Below are 16,957 nucleotides of genomic sequence, written 5' to 3'. Positions count from 1 at the left end.
GGCGGCGGGTCAGCGTGCCCGAATGTACACCAGCGTGCCGGCCCGGCGCGTCGGCTTGCCGGTGTCGCTGGTGTGATTGATGCCGTCCATGACCGGCACCTCGGGGAAATCGAAGGGGCTGACGCCGTCGAGGCAGGCGACGTTGACCGCGTAAAGGCTCTGGTCGGAGCGGCGCTGGTGGTGGGTGTAGATCCCGCAGCGGGAACAGAAGAAGTGCTGCGCGGCGCCGCTGTGGAATCGGTAGCTGGTCAGCAGCTCCTGCCCCTCGAGGATCGCGATCCCGCCCATTTCGGCCATGGCAACCACGGCGCCGCGCATGCGGCAATAGGAGCAGGTGCAGCGGCGGATGGAGTTGAAGCCGTCGCTGAGCGTCACCGCAAAGCGCACCGCCCCGCAATGGCACTGGCCCGATCGCGTGGTCGTATCGCCTGTCATGTCGTTGCCTGTCGATGCCTTCCTCGGCATGGGTGTGTGCCGCCCGACCATCGCCGCTCACCGTCGGGCCAATCGCGGCCCCAGGGCAAGGGCGAGCGGCAGATTGACGAGGGCGGCGATGGCGGTTCCGAGCGTCGCGATGACGGGGCCGGCCTGGTCGCCCACCGCGCCGAACAGCAGCGGCGCCAGCGCCCCCGAACCGATCACCCCGGTGTAGAAGATGGCGAAGGCCCGTTCCGTGCGGTCGGCCGGCGCCAGTTCCGGCACCGTGCCATAGAGCACCGAGGAGGTGCCGTTCAGCGTGAGGCCGAGCAGAGGCAGGACCACCAGCAGCGGCGCCAGGGGAAGCAAGACGGCGAGCGCGATCATCAGCGCCGTCAGCGCTTCGGTGCCGAGGGTGACCCCGACGATGCCCCAGCGCTGGGCGAGCCAGCCGCAGACGAGCTTGCCCGCCGCGCCGCCAAGGAAGACCAGCGCCAGCGCCGTGCCGATCAACGGCTGCGAGGCGCCCTTCAGCTGCAGCAGGAAGGGCAGGAAGGTGAGGAAGCCCATGCGCACGCCGGTATCGATCACGCCGATGGCCAGCAGCAGCGGGAAGCCGTTGCCGCCGCGCGATGACCCGGAACGCGTGGCGGGGGAGGGCGGCGCGGGCGCGATCTTCGGCATGGACAGGGCGATCAGGCCGGCGACCGCGATCCCCGCTAGCGCCAGCAGCCAGAGCGAGGGCCGCCACGGCGCGAAGGACAGCCCGAAGGACAGCGCCGCCGGAAGAGCCGCCTTGCCGAGGTCGCCGCTGAAATTATAGGTGCCGAGCGGCCCGCGCGCGGCCGTTCCATACGCGCGGGACACGGCGCTGGAGGCGATGGGATGCTGGACGCTGGAGCCGGCGCCGGCGAGGAACAGCGCCGCGCAGAGCCCCAGCGCGCCGCCGCTGAACCCGGCCAGCCCATAGCCCGCAGCGGCGATCAGCGTGCCGAGGATCAGCACCGCGCGCCCACCCATGTGGTCGGCGAGCCAGCTTGCCGGCACCTGCAGCGCGGCCATGGCGCCGGCATAGAGCCCGCGCAGCAGGGCGAGGGCGACATAGTCGAGCCCGAACTCGGCCCGCCAGACGGGCAGCAGCACATAGATCGCGTCGGTGTAGCCGTCATGCAGCGCATGGGCGAGGCCGGAGAGCACCAGCGTGCGCCGGCGGGTGTCCGGCGGGGAAGACAGCACCGGCGACGCGGCGGAAGGGGTCAGGCTTGATGTTTTTGTCACCTCACCGGTATGCGCTCGCTGGACGGCCGGCCGCAAACGACTAATTTCACCCGATGATGTCAGATAAACTCACATGACGGCGCCCTCGAAAGATCGTCCATTGCCGCCGCTCAACGCCGTGCGGGCCTTCGAGGCGGCCGCGCGTCGGTCGAGTTTCAAGGACGCCGCGGCGGAACTCGGCGTCACCCATGGCGCGGTCAGCCGGCAGATAAGGCTGCTGGAGGAATGGCTCGGCCCGCCGGCGCTGTTCCGGCGGCTGAGCCACGGCGTGGCCCTCACCGCCGAGGGGCGGGCGCTGCTGGCCGAGATTCAGCCCGCGCTGGAGCGCATCGCGCGGGCGGCGGCGGGGCATGGCAGCACGCCTAGCGGCGCGGTGGTGCTGAAGGTCCATGCGCTCGCCACCTTCAGCCTGCGCTGGCTGGTGCCGAAGCTCGGCCAGCTGCGCGCGGCGCATCCCGACATCGAGATCGAGCTGACGACCGGCAGCGAGCCGGTGGACGGGCTGGCCGGTGAGTACGACCTGATTATCCGTGGCGGGCCGGACGCCTTTGACGGCTTCGAGGCCCGCCTGCTGCTCCCGGAGCGACGGCTGCCCGCCTGCAGCCCGGCGCTGTTGCAACGCCAACCGCTGGACGCGGTGGGCGACCTCGCGGGGCACACGCTTTTGCAGGTCGCCAGCATGCCTCGGCTGTGGCGCGACTGGCTGGCGAAGGCCGGGCATGGCGCGCTGCAACCGGCGGCGACGCTGATGCTCGACCATTTCTATCTGTCGATCCAGGCGGCTATTGACGGGCTGGGCGTCGCGATGGCGCCGTCCACCTTGATCGCGGACGATGTGCGCGCCGGCCGGCTGGTGACGCCCTTTCCGCACATCTTTCTGCCCTCGCGCAGCTATTACGCCTACATCCCCATCGGCTCGCCGCTGCGCGCCGCCAGCGCGCGGGTCTGCGCCTGGATCGAGGCGGTCGACGGCGCATCCGCCACGCAGAGCGCCGAGCGGTAGCTATACCGCCACCTCAGCGAGCTGCTGTCGTTCCGTTCAGGAACACACGGATGCACTCCCGGACATAGGCCCGCCGGCGTTCACTTCCGTCCCAGGCGATCCGCCCGTCGGGACCGCGCGTGACGGAACCCGCCACCATGTCCATCAGCATGCACGCCGCGTCTTTCGGATCGGGGACATGGAGGCGCCCGCGACGGCATTCGTGAGCGATCCAGTCGCCGAGCAACTGCAAGACGACGCCTTTGCCGTGCGTCGCCGATATGTGATCGAACTCGGGGTGCTGAACCGCTTCGACGAATATCAGCTGCAGCAAGGCAAAGCGCTCGCGGTCGGCCTCCTCATCGATATCGTTGCCGAAGATCAGGTCCAGCGCGCGCTCGAGCGGGACATCATCGTAATCCGCCGGCAGCCGGATCATGCGCGCGCGATGCTGGTCGATGATCGCCGTCAACAGCGCCGCTTTGCTGGGAAACAGCTGATAGAGCGTGCGCTTCGAGATACGGCAACGGGCCGCCACCGCGTCTGTGGTCAGCCGCGCATAACCCGCCTCCTGAAACATCTGGGTTGCCACGGCAACGATTTCGTCACGACGGGCGGCCGGGGGCACCAGCCTCGGGCGTCCCCGAGAGCGGGGGGCAGTGGCGGGCTTCGTTTCTTCGCAGGGCACAGCAACGCTTCCAGCAGGCGACAATCGGTGTGGCAGACCTAACACAATTGACAATCCGGCCGCTTGAGAAATATGGGTACTGATACGTACCATAAATCAGATCGGCTCCGATGTCACTTCTCAACGGCCGTTTGGCTCAAATCGCAGTGCTTGTTCTCGTCGCGGTGGCGCTGGCGGCGTGCGACGGGAAGGACAAGGCGGGCGGGCCCGTTCCGGGCGCGCAGGGGCGCCCGCAGGTTGGCGTCGTCACCGTGCATCCGCAGTCGGTGGCGATCACCGCCGAGTTGCCGGGGCGCACCTCGGCCTCGCTGGTGGCCGAAGTCCGGCCGCAGGTCGGCGGGCTTATCAAGGAGCGGCTTTTCCAGGAGGGTGGTGAGGTCAAGGCCGGCGACCCGCTCTACCAGATCGAGCCGGCGAGCTATCAGGCCGCCTATGACAGCGCCGTCGCCAGCCTGCAGAAGGCCGAGGCGGCGGTGCCGAGCGCCGAGGCCAAGGTCGAGCGCTATGCCGGGCTGATCAAGCAGAATGCGGTAAGCAAGCAGGACAATGACGACGCCGTCGCCTCGCTGGCGCAGGCCAAGGCCGAGGTCGCGGCCGCGCGCGCCAGCGTCGACACCGCGCGGATCAATCTCGACTACACCCGCATCACCGCGCCGATCGGCGGACGGATCGACAAGTCGGCGCTCACCCCCGGCGCGCTGGTGACCGCGAGCCAGGATACGGCGCTCACCACCATCCGCACGCTCGATCCGATCAATGTCGACGTGACCCAGTCGAGCACCAACCTGCTCAATCTGCGGCAGGCGATCCGCGAGGGGCGCATCAAGATCAGCGGCGACAGGGTGCAGGTGCGGCTGAAGCTGGATAACGGCCAGTTCTACCCGCTGCCGGGTACGCTGGAATTCACCTCCGCCTATGTCGACACCACCACCGGCACCTATGGCGTGCGCGCGCAGTTCCCCAACCCGGACCGGCTGCTGCTGCCCGGCATGTATGTGCGCGCCATCATCGAGGAAGGCGTTGCCCCAAACAGCTATCTCGTTCCCCAGCGCGGCGTGACCCGCAACACCAAGGGCGAGCCGGTGGCGCTGGTCGTCAACGCCGACAACAAGGTCGAGCAGCGCGTGCTCAGCCTCGAACGCAGCGTCGGCAATAGCTGGCTGGTCGAGGCTGGCGTCAAGGACGGCGACCGCGTCATCGTCGAGGGTAGCCAGTTCACCCGCCCCGGCCAGGACGTGACCCCGGTCGACGTGGTGGTGGACGAGACCACCGGCGAGGTGCGCGAGCGCGGCCAGCAGAGCACAGCCCCGGCGGCGAGCGCGGCCGTTGCCCAAGGCGCGGCCCACGTGGACGCCGCCGGCATCTCCACGGCGAACTGAAGGCGCGTTCCATGTCCCGCTACTTCATCGACCGCCCGGTCTTCGCCTGGGTCATCGCGCTGCTGATCATGCTCGGTGGCGTCCTGGCGCTGAACACCCTGCCGATCGCGCAATATCCCCAGATCGCCCCGACAACGGTGAGCGTCAGCGCCTCCTATCCCGGCGCCGACGCGCAGACGGTCGAGAATTCGGTGACCAAGATCATCGAGCAGGGCATGACCGGCATCGACAATCTCGACTACATGTCGGCCACCTCGACCTCGACCGGCCAGGCGACGATCACCCTCACCTTCACCACCGCGGCCGACCCCGACATCGCCCAGATGCAGGTGCAGAACAAGCTGCAGCTCGTCCAGGCGCAGCTGCCGAGCGTGGTGCAGACCAATGGCATCTCGGTCGAAAAGGCCTCGGACGGCTTCCTGCTGGTCATCGGCTTCGTCTCGACCGATGGGCGCCTGTCGTCCACCGACGTGTCAGACTATGTCGACTCGACCCTCAACGACACGCTGAAGCGCATCGAGGGCGTGGGTTCCACCACGCTGTTCGGCTCCTCCTACGCCATGCGCATCTGGCTCGACCCGGAGAAGCTGTCCAAGTACCAGCTCATGCCGAGCGACGTGACGAGTGCGATCGGGGCGCAGAACACGCAGGTTTCCGCCGGCCAGCTTGGCGGCCTGCCGGCCCGCACCGGCCAGCAACTCAACGCCACGGTCACCGCGCGCTCGCGCCTGCAGACGCCCGAGCAGTTCCGAAACATCATCCTCAAGAGCACCACGGATGGCTCGTTGGTGCGCATCAACGATGTCGCCACCGTCGAGCTGGCGGCGGAGAGCTTCACCACCGCCTCGCGCTACAACGGCAAGCCGGCGGGTGGCCTCGCCATCAATCTCGGCACGGGCGCGAACGCCATCGCGACCGCCGAACGCGTCAAGGCGGCGCTGGAGCGGATGAAGCCGACCTTTCCGGAAGGGGTCGAGGTTGTCTATCCCTACGACACCACGCCCTTCGTCGTGCTCTCCATCGAGGAGGTGGTGCGCACGCTGGCCGAGGCCATCGTCCTCGTCTTCATCGTGATGTTCGTCTTCCTGCAGAGCTTCCGGGCGACGCTCATTCCCTCGCTGGCCGTGCCGGTGGTCCTGCTCGGCACCTTCGGCGTGCTCGCGCTGTTCGGCTACTCCGTCAACACGCTCACCATGTTCGCCATGGTGCTGGCCATCGGCCTCCTGGTCGACGACGCCATCGTCGTGGTGGAAAATGTCGAGCGCGTGATGGAGGAGGAAGGGCTCTCCCCCAAGGAGGCCACCCGCAAGTCGATGGGGGAGATCACCGGCGCGCTGATCGGCATCGCCACCGTGCTCTCTGCCGTGTTCATCCCGATGGCCTTTTTCGGCGGGTCGGTGGGCGTGATCTACCGCCAGTTCTCCGTCACCATCGTCTCGGCGATGATCCTGTCGGTGCTGGTGGCGCTGATCCTCACCCCGGCGCTCTGCGCCACGCTGCTGCGCCCGGTGCGGCACGGGGCCAAGCAGGCCGGCTGGGCCGGTTGGTTCAACCGCAATTTCGAGCGCGGCACGCGGGCCTACCGTACTGGCACGGCCGGTGTTCTGGCGCGCAGCGGGCGCTTCCTCGCCATCTTCCTCGCCATCGCCGTGGCGTTGGGCTGGATGTTCGTGCGCCTGCCCTCCTCCTTCCTGCCGGAAGAGGACCAGGGCATCCTCATCACCATGGTGCAGCTCCCCGCGGGCGCCACATCGGACCGCACCGAGGCCGTGCTGGACAACGTCCGCCGCCACTTCCTCGAAGATGAAAAGGAGGCGGTCGAAGGCGTGTTCAGTGTCAACGGCTTTGGCTTCAGCGGCCAGGGTCAGAATCTCGGCATTGCCTTCGTTCGGCTGAAGCCGTTCGACGAGCGCAAGTCTCCTGCCTTGTCCTCGCAGGCGGTGGCCGGCCGCGCCATGGCGAAGCTGCATGTGCGCGACGCCATGGTGTTCACCCTCATGCCGCCGGCCATTCAGGGCATGGGCAATAGCGGCGGCTTCAGCGTCTATCTCCAGGACATCAGCGGGGCCGGCCATGAGAAGCTGATGGCCGCGCGCAACCAGGTGCTGGGCATGGCCGCGCAGGACCCCCGCCTCGTCGCCACCCGCCCGAACGGGCTGGAGGACGAGCCGCAATTCGTCGTCGACATCGACCAGGAAAAAGCGAGCGCGCTCGGCGTCTCGCTGGCCGACATCAACGACACGCTCTCCACGGCCTGGGGCAGCAGCTATGTGAACGACTTCCTCGACCGCGGGCGCGTGAAGAAGGTCTATCTCCAGTCGGCGGCCGATTTCCGCATGCAGCCGGAAGACCTCGCCAAGTGGGAGGTGCGCAACTCCGCTGGAACTATGGTGCCGTTCTCCTCCTTCGCGTCGACCCACTGGACCTATGGCTCGCCGCGGCTGGAGCGCTTCAATGGCTCCTCGGCGTTGGAGATCCAGGGCCAGGCCGCGCCGGGCGTCTCATCTGGCGACGCCATGACGGCGATGGACGAGATCATCGGCAGGCTGCCGGCGGGCTATGGCCATGAGTGGACCGGCCTGTCGCATCAGGAGCGGCTCTCCGCCAATCAGGCGACGGCGCTTTACGTCATCTCGCTGCTGGTCGTGTTCCTCTGCCTCGCCGCGCTCTACGAGAGCTGGTCGATCCCCTTCGCGGTGCTGCTGTCGGTGCCGATCGGCGTGTTCGGCGCGCTGCTCGCCGCCACGATGTTCGGCCAGAGCAACGACGTCTATTTCAAGGTCGGCCTCCTCACCACGATCGGCCTCGCGGCGAAGAACGCCATCCTCATCGTCGAGTTCGCCATCGAGCGGCAGGCGCACGGCATGGGGCTCGTTGAGGCGACGCTGGATGCGGCACGCCAGCGGCTGCGCCCTATCCTGATGACCTCGCTCGCCTTCATTCTCGGCGTAACGCCTCTCGCCATCGCCACCGGGGCCGGCTCGGGCGCGCAGAACGCCATCGGCATCGGCGTGATGGGCGGCATGATCGCGGCCACCGTGCTCGGCGTGTTTTTCATACCGCTGCTTTTCGTAACGGTGCGGCGGGTGTTCGCAGGCCATGCCACGCCGCGCGGCGCTTCGGAACCTGCCGTTCAGGTGGAGAGCGCCGATGCCCGCTAACCGCTTCTCCGGGGCTGCCCGGCATTCTGACGCGACCGGTGAACTCATGCCCCCCTCCCAGCTGCGGCCGCTCTGGCACGTCTCGCTTGTCCTCATCGCCGGCCTTGTGAGCGGTTGCGCCGTCGGCCCTGACTACACCGCCCCCGGCATGCAGATCCCCACCGCCTGGGGCAGCGGCAAAACGGCCAGCCTCACGGCGGACGATGCCACCCGTCTGCCGCCGGACCTTGCCCGTTGGTGGGAGCAGCTCGACGACCAGACGCTGAACCGCCTTGTCGAGCAGGCGGTCGCGGGCAATCTCGATGTCGCGACGGCCAAGGCACGGGTGCGCCAGGCGCGGGCCACGCGACGCCAGGCACTGGCCGCGCTCGCCCCGACCCTGACCGGCTCCGGCAGCTACACCCGTGCCGACAATGGCAGCAATGTCTCTGACAGCGGGGATGTGACGGTGTCCGGTCCGTTCGACACCTTCAACCTCGGCGCCAATGCGAGTTGGGAGCTCGACCTGTTCGGCGAGAACCGCCGCGCCGCCGAAGCCGCGAAATATGGGCTCGACGCTTCCGAGGAGAGCCTGCGCAACACGCTGCTGGTGCTCATCGGCGATGTGACCACAAGCTATGTCGAGGCGCGCGGCTATCAGGCCCGCATCGCGCTGGCACGCCGCACGGCAACCTCGCAGCGCGAGACGGCGGCGCTGACGCGCACCAAGCTGGAGGCGGGCTCTGCCTCCGCCGTCGACGCGGCCAATGCCGAAGGGCAGGCGGCCAGCACGGAAGCCGATATTCCGCAGCTTGAATCTTCTTATCAGCAGTCGGTGCACCAGATCGCCATCCTGCTGGGCCAACCGCCCTCCGCGCTGAACGACGCCATGAAGCGCAGCGCTCCCATTCCCGCGCCGGGCCGCCCCGTGCCGGAGGGCGTGCCGGCCGATGTGCTGCTGTCACGCCCGGATGTGCGGCTCGCCGAACGCCAGCTCGCGCAATACACCGCGCAGATCGGTCAGGCCGAGGCCGCGCGCTATCCCGATGTCAGCCTGGCCGGCGAGGTGTCGACCTCGGCGACCAAGCTTGGCGGTCTTGGAAAGAGTTCATCTATCAGCTGGAGTTTTGGCCCGAGCGTGAGCGTGCCGCTGTTCAATGCCGGGCAATTGGAAGCCGCGGTCGAGTACGCTCAGGCCGAGCGCGACGTGTATTTCGTCGCCTATCGCACGGCCGTGCTGACGGCGCTGCAGGATGTCGAGAATGCCAGCGTGGCGCTGAGGCAGGAGCAGCGGCGCATCCGGAGCCTCGACGCGTCCGTGCGGTCCTACCGGCAGGCGGCCTCGTTGGCGCGCACGCTGTATCAAAGCGGCAGCAGCAGCTTCCTCGATGTGCTCGATGCGGAACGCTCGCTCTATTCAGCGGAAGACGCCCAATTGCAGAGCCGCGTGGCGATCACGACGGACTACATCGCACTGAACAAGGCGCTGGGCGGCGGCTGGTCGGGCGTCGTCGACACGCGCACACCGGAAGTGACCGACCAGATGGCCCCCCGCTTTGTTCGCACGGACTGGGCGCAGAAATTCGCGATGTCTGAACGCAACTGAACGGGTTGCTATCGGGGGCGTGCGTTCCGGCGCTCCTGGCGCGGGGCTGAGGGTCAGCAGGTGGCTGATCCTGATGCGGAACCATTCCTGGATCGCCGGAAGCTGGAGCTTCCGGCCTGCGTCACGGCGGTGGCTCGGTCTGCGGCCTTCACGGGCCGTTTCTGCCGCCCCCCTGTGGACCATGGCGATGAGGAAAGCCTGCCGCGCACGAGCCGCGCGGCTTGCCCTGCCGCCGGGCCGTGCGCTCACTGTCCTGCCGGGGCCGTCGGGGCCGTCACCGCTTGCAGAAGGCGCACAGGCTGGGCACAAGGCGCCGCCTCAGCCGAGATGATGAATCCATAAGGCTGCAATCAGCAAGCAGATGATCGATGTCGGGACACCTGCGCGGGCGAATTCGACGAAGCCGAGCGCGATGCCGCGCTTGCGGCATTCCTCGGCGACGATGATCCCGACGAGGCTGCCGAAGACCACCGCACTCGACGAGAAGCCGGTGCCAAGGACGATGGCGGCACCCAGTGCCTCCGGTTCGTGGCTGCCGGAGATGAAGGGGGCCACCAGCATGACCGCCGGGTTGTTGCCGACAATGTTGCTCAGAACCGCCATGATGAGCAGCATGGACGGCGGATCATGGAGATCGAGCCCGCTGTCGCGCAACCTCGCCAGCATCTGTTCCGGCAGACCGGTGGCGGTGAACGCCGCATTGACCACGAACAGACCGAACAGCAGCAGCAGCAGATCGGCATTGACGTGGTGCAGGAGGTTGCTCGACGCAATTCGCCGGCTGACGAGGAGCACGCTGGCGCCCATCAACGCGATCAGCATATGGGGAACGTCGGTAAAAATGAACGCCGCGACGACGGCGAGGGCAACCACGCCGGCCTTGATCGTCTCGCCCCGGCTGAACGTCACCTGCGCATCGGGGGCGATCGCGGCCACGCTTCCACCCGCCGGCCGGGCCGCATCGGGCAGTGACCAGCGGCCGCGATAGCACATTACGATCACGACCCAGATCAGCGGCAGGCTAAGTGCGGCCGGCGGTGCCGCCGCCTCCATGAAGCCGACGAACGATAGGTTCAACGTCTCGGCGACAATCATGTTTTGGGGACTGCCGAGAAGGGTCGCCGTCGAACCGAAATTGGCTGCGAAGCAGAAGCCGAGCAGGAAGGGGAGGGGATTGAGCTGCCGCCCCAGGCAGATGGAGCACAAGATCGGCGCCATCGCGACGGCCACGACATCCTTGTTCAGGAGGGCGGACATGAGGCCGGAAACGGCGATGAGGATAGCCAACAGGCCCTTGGGGCCGACAAGGAGGTGACCGATCTTGTTGGCGATCCAGTCATAGAAGCCGGCGACCATGAAGGCCGCCGACACCGTCATCAGGCCGAAGAGAAGGCCGATGACTCGGTAGTCAACCGCGGCCCAGGCGGCGGCGGGTGAGATCTCTCCCGACGCTATAAGCAGCATCGCCCCGACGGTGGCAGCCCCGGTCCTGTCGAGGCGAAAGCCCGGCAAATGGCCAACGCCCATGGCGACGTAAACCAGTACGAAGATCGTGAGCGTCAGGTCCATGTCACCCACTCTTCCCCGCTGAACCGGATACGCGGCGGGCATTCCCAGGCAAGGGCGACGGCCGGGCGTTCGTCATGAGCGGACGGAGAGCGGCAGTCGGCCGCTCCCCTTGCCGGCGATTACTTCGGATTACCGCGGTCCATGTTCCAGAGATTATAGGCGCTCTCGCCATAGAGCGGCCGGTCGAGCCCCTCTACCTGGATGACATCCGGCACGCGCAGTACACCCATCGCATCAAGCACTTTGAGAAGGACATAGGTGACGATGCCGGCATAGGCGGCGACGACGGCGACCGCGAGTAGCTGGACACCGAGCTGGTGCATACCGGCCGCCACTTGATTGATGTGCGAGCTTGCCAGCACGCCGATCAGGAGAGCACCTGTCATGCCGCCGACGCCGTGCGCCCGCCACACCTCCAGGGAGTCGTCAATCTTCAGCCAGGCCTGCACATGCTTGGCGTGGTAGCAGGCGGTAGCGCCGATGGCACCGATAAGCAGTGCCGACATGGGTTCGACGTAGCCTGAGGCCGGCGTGATGGTCGCAAGCCCTGCGACCGCCCCGACCAGCACGCCGGAGAACGAAGGCCGGCCGGTCTTGAGCCATTCCCAGAACATCCACACGAGCATGGCGATGGAGCCGGCGAGCATGGTGTTGGTGAAGGCATAGGCGGCGAGCGCATCGGCGGCGTAGGCACCGCCCGCATTGAAGCCGAACCACCCGAACCACAGCAGGCCCGCACCGAGGGCCACCAGCGGCAGGCTTGCGGGTTCGGATTCGCTCTCGCCGGGGGCGAGCTTGCGCTTGCCGAGATAGGCCGCCGTCACCAGCGCGGAAAAACCCGCCGACGTATGGATGACGATGCCGCCCGCGAAATCGACGACGCCAAGCTTAGCCAGGAAGCCGCCGCCCCAGATCCAGTGGGCTGCCGGCAAATAGACCAGGATGGTCCAAAAGGCGATGAAGAAGAGATAGGCGCCGAAACGGAGCCGCCCGACAAACGCGCCTGTCATCAGCGCCGGCGTGATGATGGCGAACATCATCTGATAGGCGAACACCATGATGAACGGGATGTTCGGCCCATAGGTCGGATTGGGCGCGATGCCGACATGGTACATGCCGAAATAGGGAACGATGCTACCGATAACGCCGCCTATATCGGGACCGAAGACGAGGCTGAAGCCACCGAATACCCAGATCAGCCCGACGACGCCCATGCAGACGAAGTTCTGGATCATGATCGAGAGCATGTCGCGCTGCTTGACGAGCCCGCCATAGAAGAGCGCCAGGGCGGGGGTCATCATGCACACCAAGGCGGTGCACAGGAGAATGAAGGCGGTATCGCCCGCATTTATTGCTTGCATCCCATTTCCCCTTCTTCAAGGCGCCCGTCGGGCCCAATGGCCGACCGCGCGAAACCGGAAATTCAGTGGGTTAGCAGCCGCCTTGGCGTGTGAGGCGTGCCCAGAGGCCGTACTGTCCGCGTCATCACATCGCCCTCGTGGATGGGGGCGCCTCGCCGTGCTCACGGCCGATCATATGGTCGGCCACAGGCCGGTGCGGATGCGGAGCAAGAAGTTTCTTCGGCGCAATGAAGAGATACATCGTCAAGACGTAGGGGGCCGTGAACGAGGGAATGCCGGCCGGCGCGACGATCACGTCGAGCGCTCCCTGCACGAAAACGGTCGTCACGGTCGCCAGCAGCGCATAGGCGGCCACTTTGGGCGACGTCTGCAGGAAGATGACGCCGACAGCGAGTGCGGTGAGCACAGGGCTGAAGCCGTATAGCCCCTGGCTGACGACCGCCGGATCGGCGCCCATGCCGATAGCGACCGCCAGCGCCACCAGCGAGCCGGCAGCGGCGGCGATACCAGCCGGCACCGAGGCGATGAAGATGCCGACCAGGATGAGCGCGCCGGAGATTTCACTGCCGAGCAGGAAGACCTGGCCGATGTTACGGAAGAAGATCTGAACCAGCTCCAGCGGCTGGGGAAGGGGCGCCAGCCCTTGCACATAGTCCGTGGCAAGCTTCGGGGCGTCGCCGATGACCTGAAGGCCGCCAAAGGAGTGGGCGCCGGCAACCATCAGCCAGCCGGTCAGCACAAAAGGTCCGGTCGAGCCGGGGATGCCCCACTTGGCCGTGAGGGTTGCGCTGAAGGCCGCGGTAACCACGGTGCTCGTGGCGGCACCGATCACCACATAGGCCCAAAGCTGCGGCGTGACGGCGATGAAGGTCGGCAGCGCCGCGCCGACAAGGACACCGTTGAAGCCGAAAAGGCCCGAGGCAACCGATTTTTCGTCGCAATCCAGCAGCCGGGCCGTCAGCGTCGCAACCACAACGCCGATCAGCGCTCCGATCGTGGTCGCCCAGACACCGGATACGTAGGACGCATAAGCTATAGCGACCCAAAAGAAGATTCCTGTCAGCGCATTCTCCAGAAAGAAAACCTGGCTAGTCCCCTTGAGAAGATCGGCTCCGATATTTCTGTTCTGGCTGTCCATGAGGCGGTCTTTCTTTCAGCGCCAAAGAAATTCCTGCGGAAGTGTCCGGCCGCGCGCCTCCTCGCGAACGATTTGCCAGAACCGGCGCACCTCGTTTCGAACGTCATAGGTCTCCATGCCCACCGCACGCAGCATGATCCCGGCCTCGTTGGGCAGGCGGCAGACACCGGAAATGCTGCGCGGCGCCCCGGCGGGAAAATGGGTCTCGAACCGCTCCTTGATGCGGGTCGCCACGGGCGGCGGGGTGAGGCACATAATGTTGGCGAAGGCGTCGAAGCCCCCCATCACCGCGGGATAGTCGACGGTGGGTTCGTCCTTCTCGATCAGGATCTTCTCGGCGAAGATCTTGCGGCCGTCCGGCCGACGCACTGCGACGGCGAGGGACAGGAGATCAAGTCCGAACCGCTCGTCGACATGGTGGTGCTTGCGGCCAGCGAGGACCATCTCGCCATGCAGCAGCGTCGCGTCTTCCGCGACGACGATGTCGGTCTGGTTGATGAAGCGAGAGCCGCGATAGGGGATGGTGAAATCGGGCAGATACTCCAGATAGGCACCGCTCTCGAGCGTCACGGCCTGATGCTGAGAGGCGTAGTTCGCATCCATCTGGTGCACGCGATTGGCGCTCTGCGTCGTCACATGGGCGCACGCGCCCTCGCCGACGGAGATGTCGATCCTGTACCGGTCGCCCTGAAGGATTCCGCCTCCGATCGCGATGATCGAGCAGATCGGCAATTCCGGCATCGCCTCGTCCCAGTAAAGCGCCTGCTGCACGAGCAGCGGCGTCACACGGTAGAGGTCGTGCAGGATCGAGCGCCCCTCACGTAGCGAAAAGCCCAGGCGCAGTTCGCCGACCTTGCCCGGGGCAGCGGCGCGCATCTGGGCGGGCTCGGTCTGGAAGCCGACCAGTTCGCGCGCCGTGTCGAGTTGCCCCAGTCTCGCATTGAGTCCCATGTGTCAGGCATCCACCGGAACGGGCGACGTCACCTTCACATCGAACAGCGCCATATCGAGGATGAGGCGAATGAGATCGTCGATGCCTTCGCCTGTCTTGCAATTGGTGAACAGGAACGGTTTCGTGCCGCGCATCAGCCGGGAGTCGCGGTCCATCACATCCAGGCTCGCCCCGACATAGGGAGCGAGGTCCTTTTTGTTGATCACGAGAATGTCCGACTGGCAGACACCCGCGCCGTTCTTGCGCGGGATCTTGTCGCCCGCAGCGACGTCGATCACATAGATGTAGAAGTCGGCCAGAGCCGGGCTGAAGGTCAGGGTGAGATTGTCACCCCCGGACTCGATAAGGATCACGTCGCTATCGGGGTATTGCTCCTCGAGTTCCTCCACCGCAGCGATGTTCATCGAGGGGTCTTCGCGCACGGCGGTGTGCGGGCAGGCTCCCGTCTCGACCCCGACGATCTTCTCCTCGATGAGAATGCCCCTCAGCGTGCGGCGCACCTGCTTGGCATCTTCGGTCGTCACCACGTCGTTGGTGATGATCAACGGCTTGATGCCAAGATCGATCAGCCGCGGGGTAATCGCCTCGATGACCGCGGTCTTGCCCGATCCAACCGGGCCGCCAATGCCGATACGGGTGATTTTCTTCATGAGCCGCTCCTTTGCCGATGGCGCGTCAGTTCATGAACAGACGGACATGGGTGGTCGTGTGATGCGCGACGAGGACGTCGAAGACCGGCGCGAAGGAGGCCATCTCGTCGAGCGAGAGCTCACGCACGGCCTGGTAATCGCCTTCGACGCGCCCTTGCGCCGCGAACAGAATGCGCTGGGTTTCGATGTGATCGATGCGCATCAGCCGCAGCGCCGCGCTGAGGATCATGGAGGCGATACCGTATTGATGCATGACGAAGGCTTCGCCCTCATCAACCCCCATATTGGCAAGCGCAATCGCCTGGCCGATGGGAAGGCAACCCGGCGCTTCGTTGGCGCGGATGGCGTCGAGCCAGCGTTGAAGCAACGGGGAAGGCATGATCTTGAGCACCAGTTCCCCGAATTTCTTGCCGACGCGGGTCAGCATCAATTGCTGCTCTTCGCCGACACGCCGGCAGAACAACTCGCGATCCGCGAGCAGCACTTCCCCATAATCGTCCGCTAGCGCGGCGCGGTGCACGTGCAGCAGCGCGATGCCATCCATGCGCGCCGTCTGCCGCAGAACGAGGTCGACATAGCGCAGCAGACTGTCGGGATCGGAGACGACGCCGGTCTGCAGCGCCGATTCAAGCCCGTTGGAAAAGGCGAAGGACCCGATCGGCAGCGTGGAATCCGAGAACTGCAGCAGGCGCGCCAGATGCGCCATACCGGAGGAACAGCCGCTCTTGGGAGACACTGCGTCCATCGTCAGGTCACCGGTGTGTGCGAATGGTCGTGGCCATGGTGATGGCCGTCGCTGTGACGATGGCCATGCGAATGACGGTGAGGCTGCGTCTCGGCGGAAACATCGTGATGATGATGGGGCGTCGCGTCGGCTCCGGCGAAGAGCAGGCGCACTTCCCGTGCATCCAGCTTGGCGGCGATCTCCTCACCGGGCGCGAAATACGTCTTCACATGATCGAAGGCATGGGTGCGCATGACCGATGCCATGACTTTCTGATCGACGGATAGCGGGACATAGACCGTGGAATCCTTGATCACGGCCGGCCAGTGCTGGTTGCCGAGGCCATGGCCCAACTCGAAGCAGGTGCGCAGGATTTCGCCGGGCGACAGCTTCTCGAGCCCTTCGAGTTCGATGACCAGAACGTCCTTGAGGGCGATCCGCGCCGCGACGATCAACTTCGCTTCCGCGTCATAGTGGAGGATGTCGCCATCGTGCAGGTGCTCGGAGCGCGGCAGCGAAATGGCGATCTCCACTCCGCTCCCTGTCGTCTTGCGCAGTCGGCTCTTCGGCGCCTCCCACTGCTCCAGCACCAGAAGATCAACGGCCGCGCTGCGGGCGCGTTGCTGCCAGAGGGTGTCGCGGAGATTACCGAGCGTGCTCTCGACGAGAATCATGCGTGTCTCCATGGAAACCCGGCGTCAGGCGGGACGCGACGCGAAGGCCGAGCCACGTCACGCTGTAGCCGACGACGAGACTGGCGATGATGTAGAGAAGTGAGAGGCCGAGTTGGCCGGGGGACGTCATCTCCGAGTAGGCTCCGAAGATGAATGTCGAAAACGTGGACATTCCCCCACAGAAGCCGGTCGACATCAGGAGCGTGACATTCTTCGACATCCTACCGGCCCGACTAAGTCCAAAGATAAAACCGAGCAGGAAGGACGCGAGGACATTGGCGACGAAAACATCGAACGGAAAGGCCGTGCTGTAGCGTCCCAGCGTGAGCATGGAGAACTCGCGGGCGATCGCCCCCAGCCCCCCGCCCACGAACACATTGAAAACTGGCCACCACATCG

The 16,957-nt window shown here is 66.1% G+C and carries 15 protein-coding genes; 4 read left to right on the top strand and 11 right to left on the bottom strand.

The features are described from left to right. Positions 1 to 9: 9 nt before the first annotated feature. Complete coding sequence (locus ACP2AH_RS15715) at positions 10 to 435, bottom strand: GFA family protein (RefSeq protein WP_425106661.1); 426 nt, start codon at positions 433 to 435, stop codon at positions 10 to 12. 57 nt (positions 436 to 492) lie between these two features. Beyond that, complete coding sequence (locus ACP2AH_RS15710) at positions 493 to 1,695, bottom strand: MFS transporter (RefSeq protein ID WP_425106660.1); 1,203 nt, start codon at positions 1,693 to 1,695, stop codon at positions 493 to 495. A 100-nt stretch (positions 1,696 to 1,795) separates the two neighbouring features. Between ACP2AH_RS15710 and ACP2AH_RS15705 the strand changes: the two genes are divergently transcribed. Further along, positions 1,796 to 2,698, top strand: coding sequence for a LysR substrate-binding domain-containing protein (locus ACP2AH_RS15705; protein WP_425106659.1), 903 nt, complete (start codon positions 1,796 to 1,798; stop codon positions 2,696 to 2,698). A 13-nt stretch (positions 2,699 to 2,711) separates the two neighbouring features. Here the strand turns inward: ACP2AH_RS15705 and ACP2AH_RS15700 are convergent, their stop codons facing one another. Continuing rightward, entirely contained in the window at positions 2,712 to 3,269 is a 558-nt protein-coding gene (locus ACP2AH_RS15700) for a TetR/AcrR family transcriptional regulator (protein ID WP_425106658.1), read from the bottom strand. A gap of 206 nt (positions 3,270 to 3,475) precedes the next feature. On the opposite strand from ACP2AH_RS15700, the gene ACP2AH_RS15695 reads away from it, so the two are divergent. From ACP2AH_RS15695 to ACP2AH_RS15685, 3 genes are read left to right on the top strand one after another with little or no spacing between them, the layout of a single operon-like run. Continuing rightward, complete coding sequence (locus tag ACP2AH_RS15695; RefSeq protein ID WP_425106657.1) at positions 3,476 to 4,744, top strand: efflux RND transporter periplasmic adaptor subunit; 1,269 nt, start codon at positions 3,476 to 3,478, stop codon at positions 4,742 to 4,744. A gap of 11 nt (positions 4,745 to 4,755) precedes the next feature. After that, complete coding sequence (locus tag ACP2AH_RS15690; protein ID WP_425106656.1) at positions 4,756 to 7,905, top strand: efflux RND transporter permease subunit; 3,150 nt, start codon at positions 4,756 to 4,758, stop codon at positions 7,903 to 7,905. Positions 7,906 to 7,951: 46 nt separating this feature from the next. Continuing rightward, positions 7,952 to 9,490: an efflux transporter outer membrane subunit gene (locus tag ACP2AH_RS15685; RefSeq protein WP_425106655.1), complete on the top strand. Its 1,539-nt coding sequence runs from the start codon at positions 7,952 to 7,954 to the stop codon at positions 9,488 to 9,490. 318 nt (positions 9,491 to 9,808) lie between these two features. Here the strand turns inward: ACP2AH_RS15685 and ACP2AH_RS15680 are convergent, their stop codons facing one another. The 8 genes from ACP2AH_RS15680 to ACP2AH_RS15645 form a co-directional block, all read right to left on the bottom strand. Next, on the bottom strand, positions 9,809 to 11,059 hold the full coding sequence (locus ACP2AH_RS15680) for an SLC13 family permease (RefSeq protein WP_425106654.1): 1,251 nt from the start codon (positions 11,057 to 11,059) through the stop codon (positions 9,809 to 9,811). 119 nt (positions 11,060 to 11,178) lie between these two features. Beyond that, a complete protein-coding gene (locus tag ACP2AH_RS15675; RefSeq protein ID WP_425106653.1) occupies positions 11,179 to 12,420 on the bottom strand; it encodes an ammonium transporter in 1,242 nt (413 codons plus the stop codon). Positions 12,421 to 12,544: 124 nt separating this feature from the next. After that, on the bottom strand, positions 12,545 to 13,558 hold the full coding sequence (yut, locus tag ACP2AH_RS15670) for an urea transporter (RefSeq protein ID WP_425106652.1): 1,014 nt from the start codon (positions 13,556 to 13,558) through the stop codon (positions 12,545 to 12,547). A gap of 15 nt (positions 13,559 to 13,573) precedes the next feature. Further along, positions 13,574 to 14,509 (bottom strand): urease accessory protein UreD, encoded by a 936-nt coding sequence (locus ACP2AH_RS15665; protein ID WP_425106651.1) that lies wholly within the window; start codon positions 14,507 to 14,509, stop codon positions 13,574 to 13,576. Positions 14,510 to 14,512: 3 nt separating this feature from the next. Next, positions 14,513 to 15,160: an urease accessory protein UreG gene (ureG, locus tag ACP2AH_RS15660; protein ID WP_425106650.1), complete on the bottom strand. Its 648-nt coding sequence runs from the start codon at positions 15,158 to 15,160 to the stop codon at positions 14,513 to 14,515. A 25-nt stretch (positions 15,161 to 15,185) separates the two neighbouring features. Beyond that, positions 15,186 to 15,866 (bottom strand): urease accessory protein UreF, encoded by a 681-nt coding sequence (locus ACP2AH_RS15655; RefSeq protein WP_425107050.1) that lies wholly within the window; start codon positions 15,864 to 15,866, stop codon positions 15,186 to 15,188. Between the two features lie 41 nt (positions 15,867 to 15,907). Next, on the bottom strand, positions 15,908 to 16,558 hold the full coding sequence (gene ureE / locus ACP2AH_RS15650; RefSeq protein ID WP_425106649.1) for an urease accessory protein UreE: 651 nt from the start codon (positions 16,556 to 16,558) through the stop codon (positions 15,908 to 15,910). Continuing rightward, a complete protein-coding gene (locus ACP2AH_RS15645) occupies positions 16,530 to 16,955 on the bottom strand; it encodes a CrcB family protein (protein WP_425106648.1) in 426 nt (141 codons plus the stop codon). Before ACP2AH_RS15645 ends, ureE begins: the two co-directional genes overlap by 29 nt. Between the last annotated feature and the right edge of the window lie 2 nt (positions 16,956 to 16,957).

The organism is Ancylobacter sp., assembly GCF_965249975.1.
GTDB lineage: Bacteria > Pseudomonadota > Alphaproteobacteria > Rhizobiales > Xanthobacteraceae > Ancylobacter.
The sequence above is the reverse complement of the archived record's forward strand: the minus strand, read 5'-3'. Positions and strand labels throughout refer to the sequence as shown.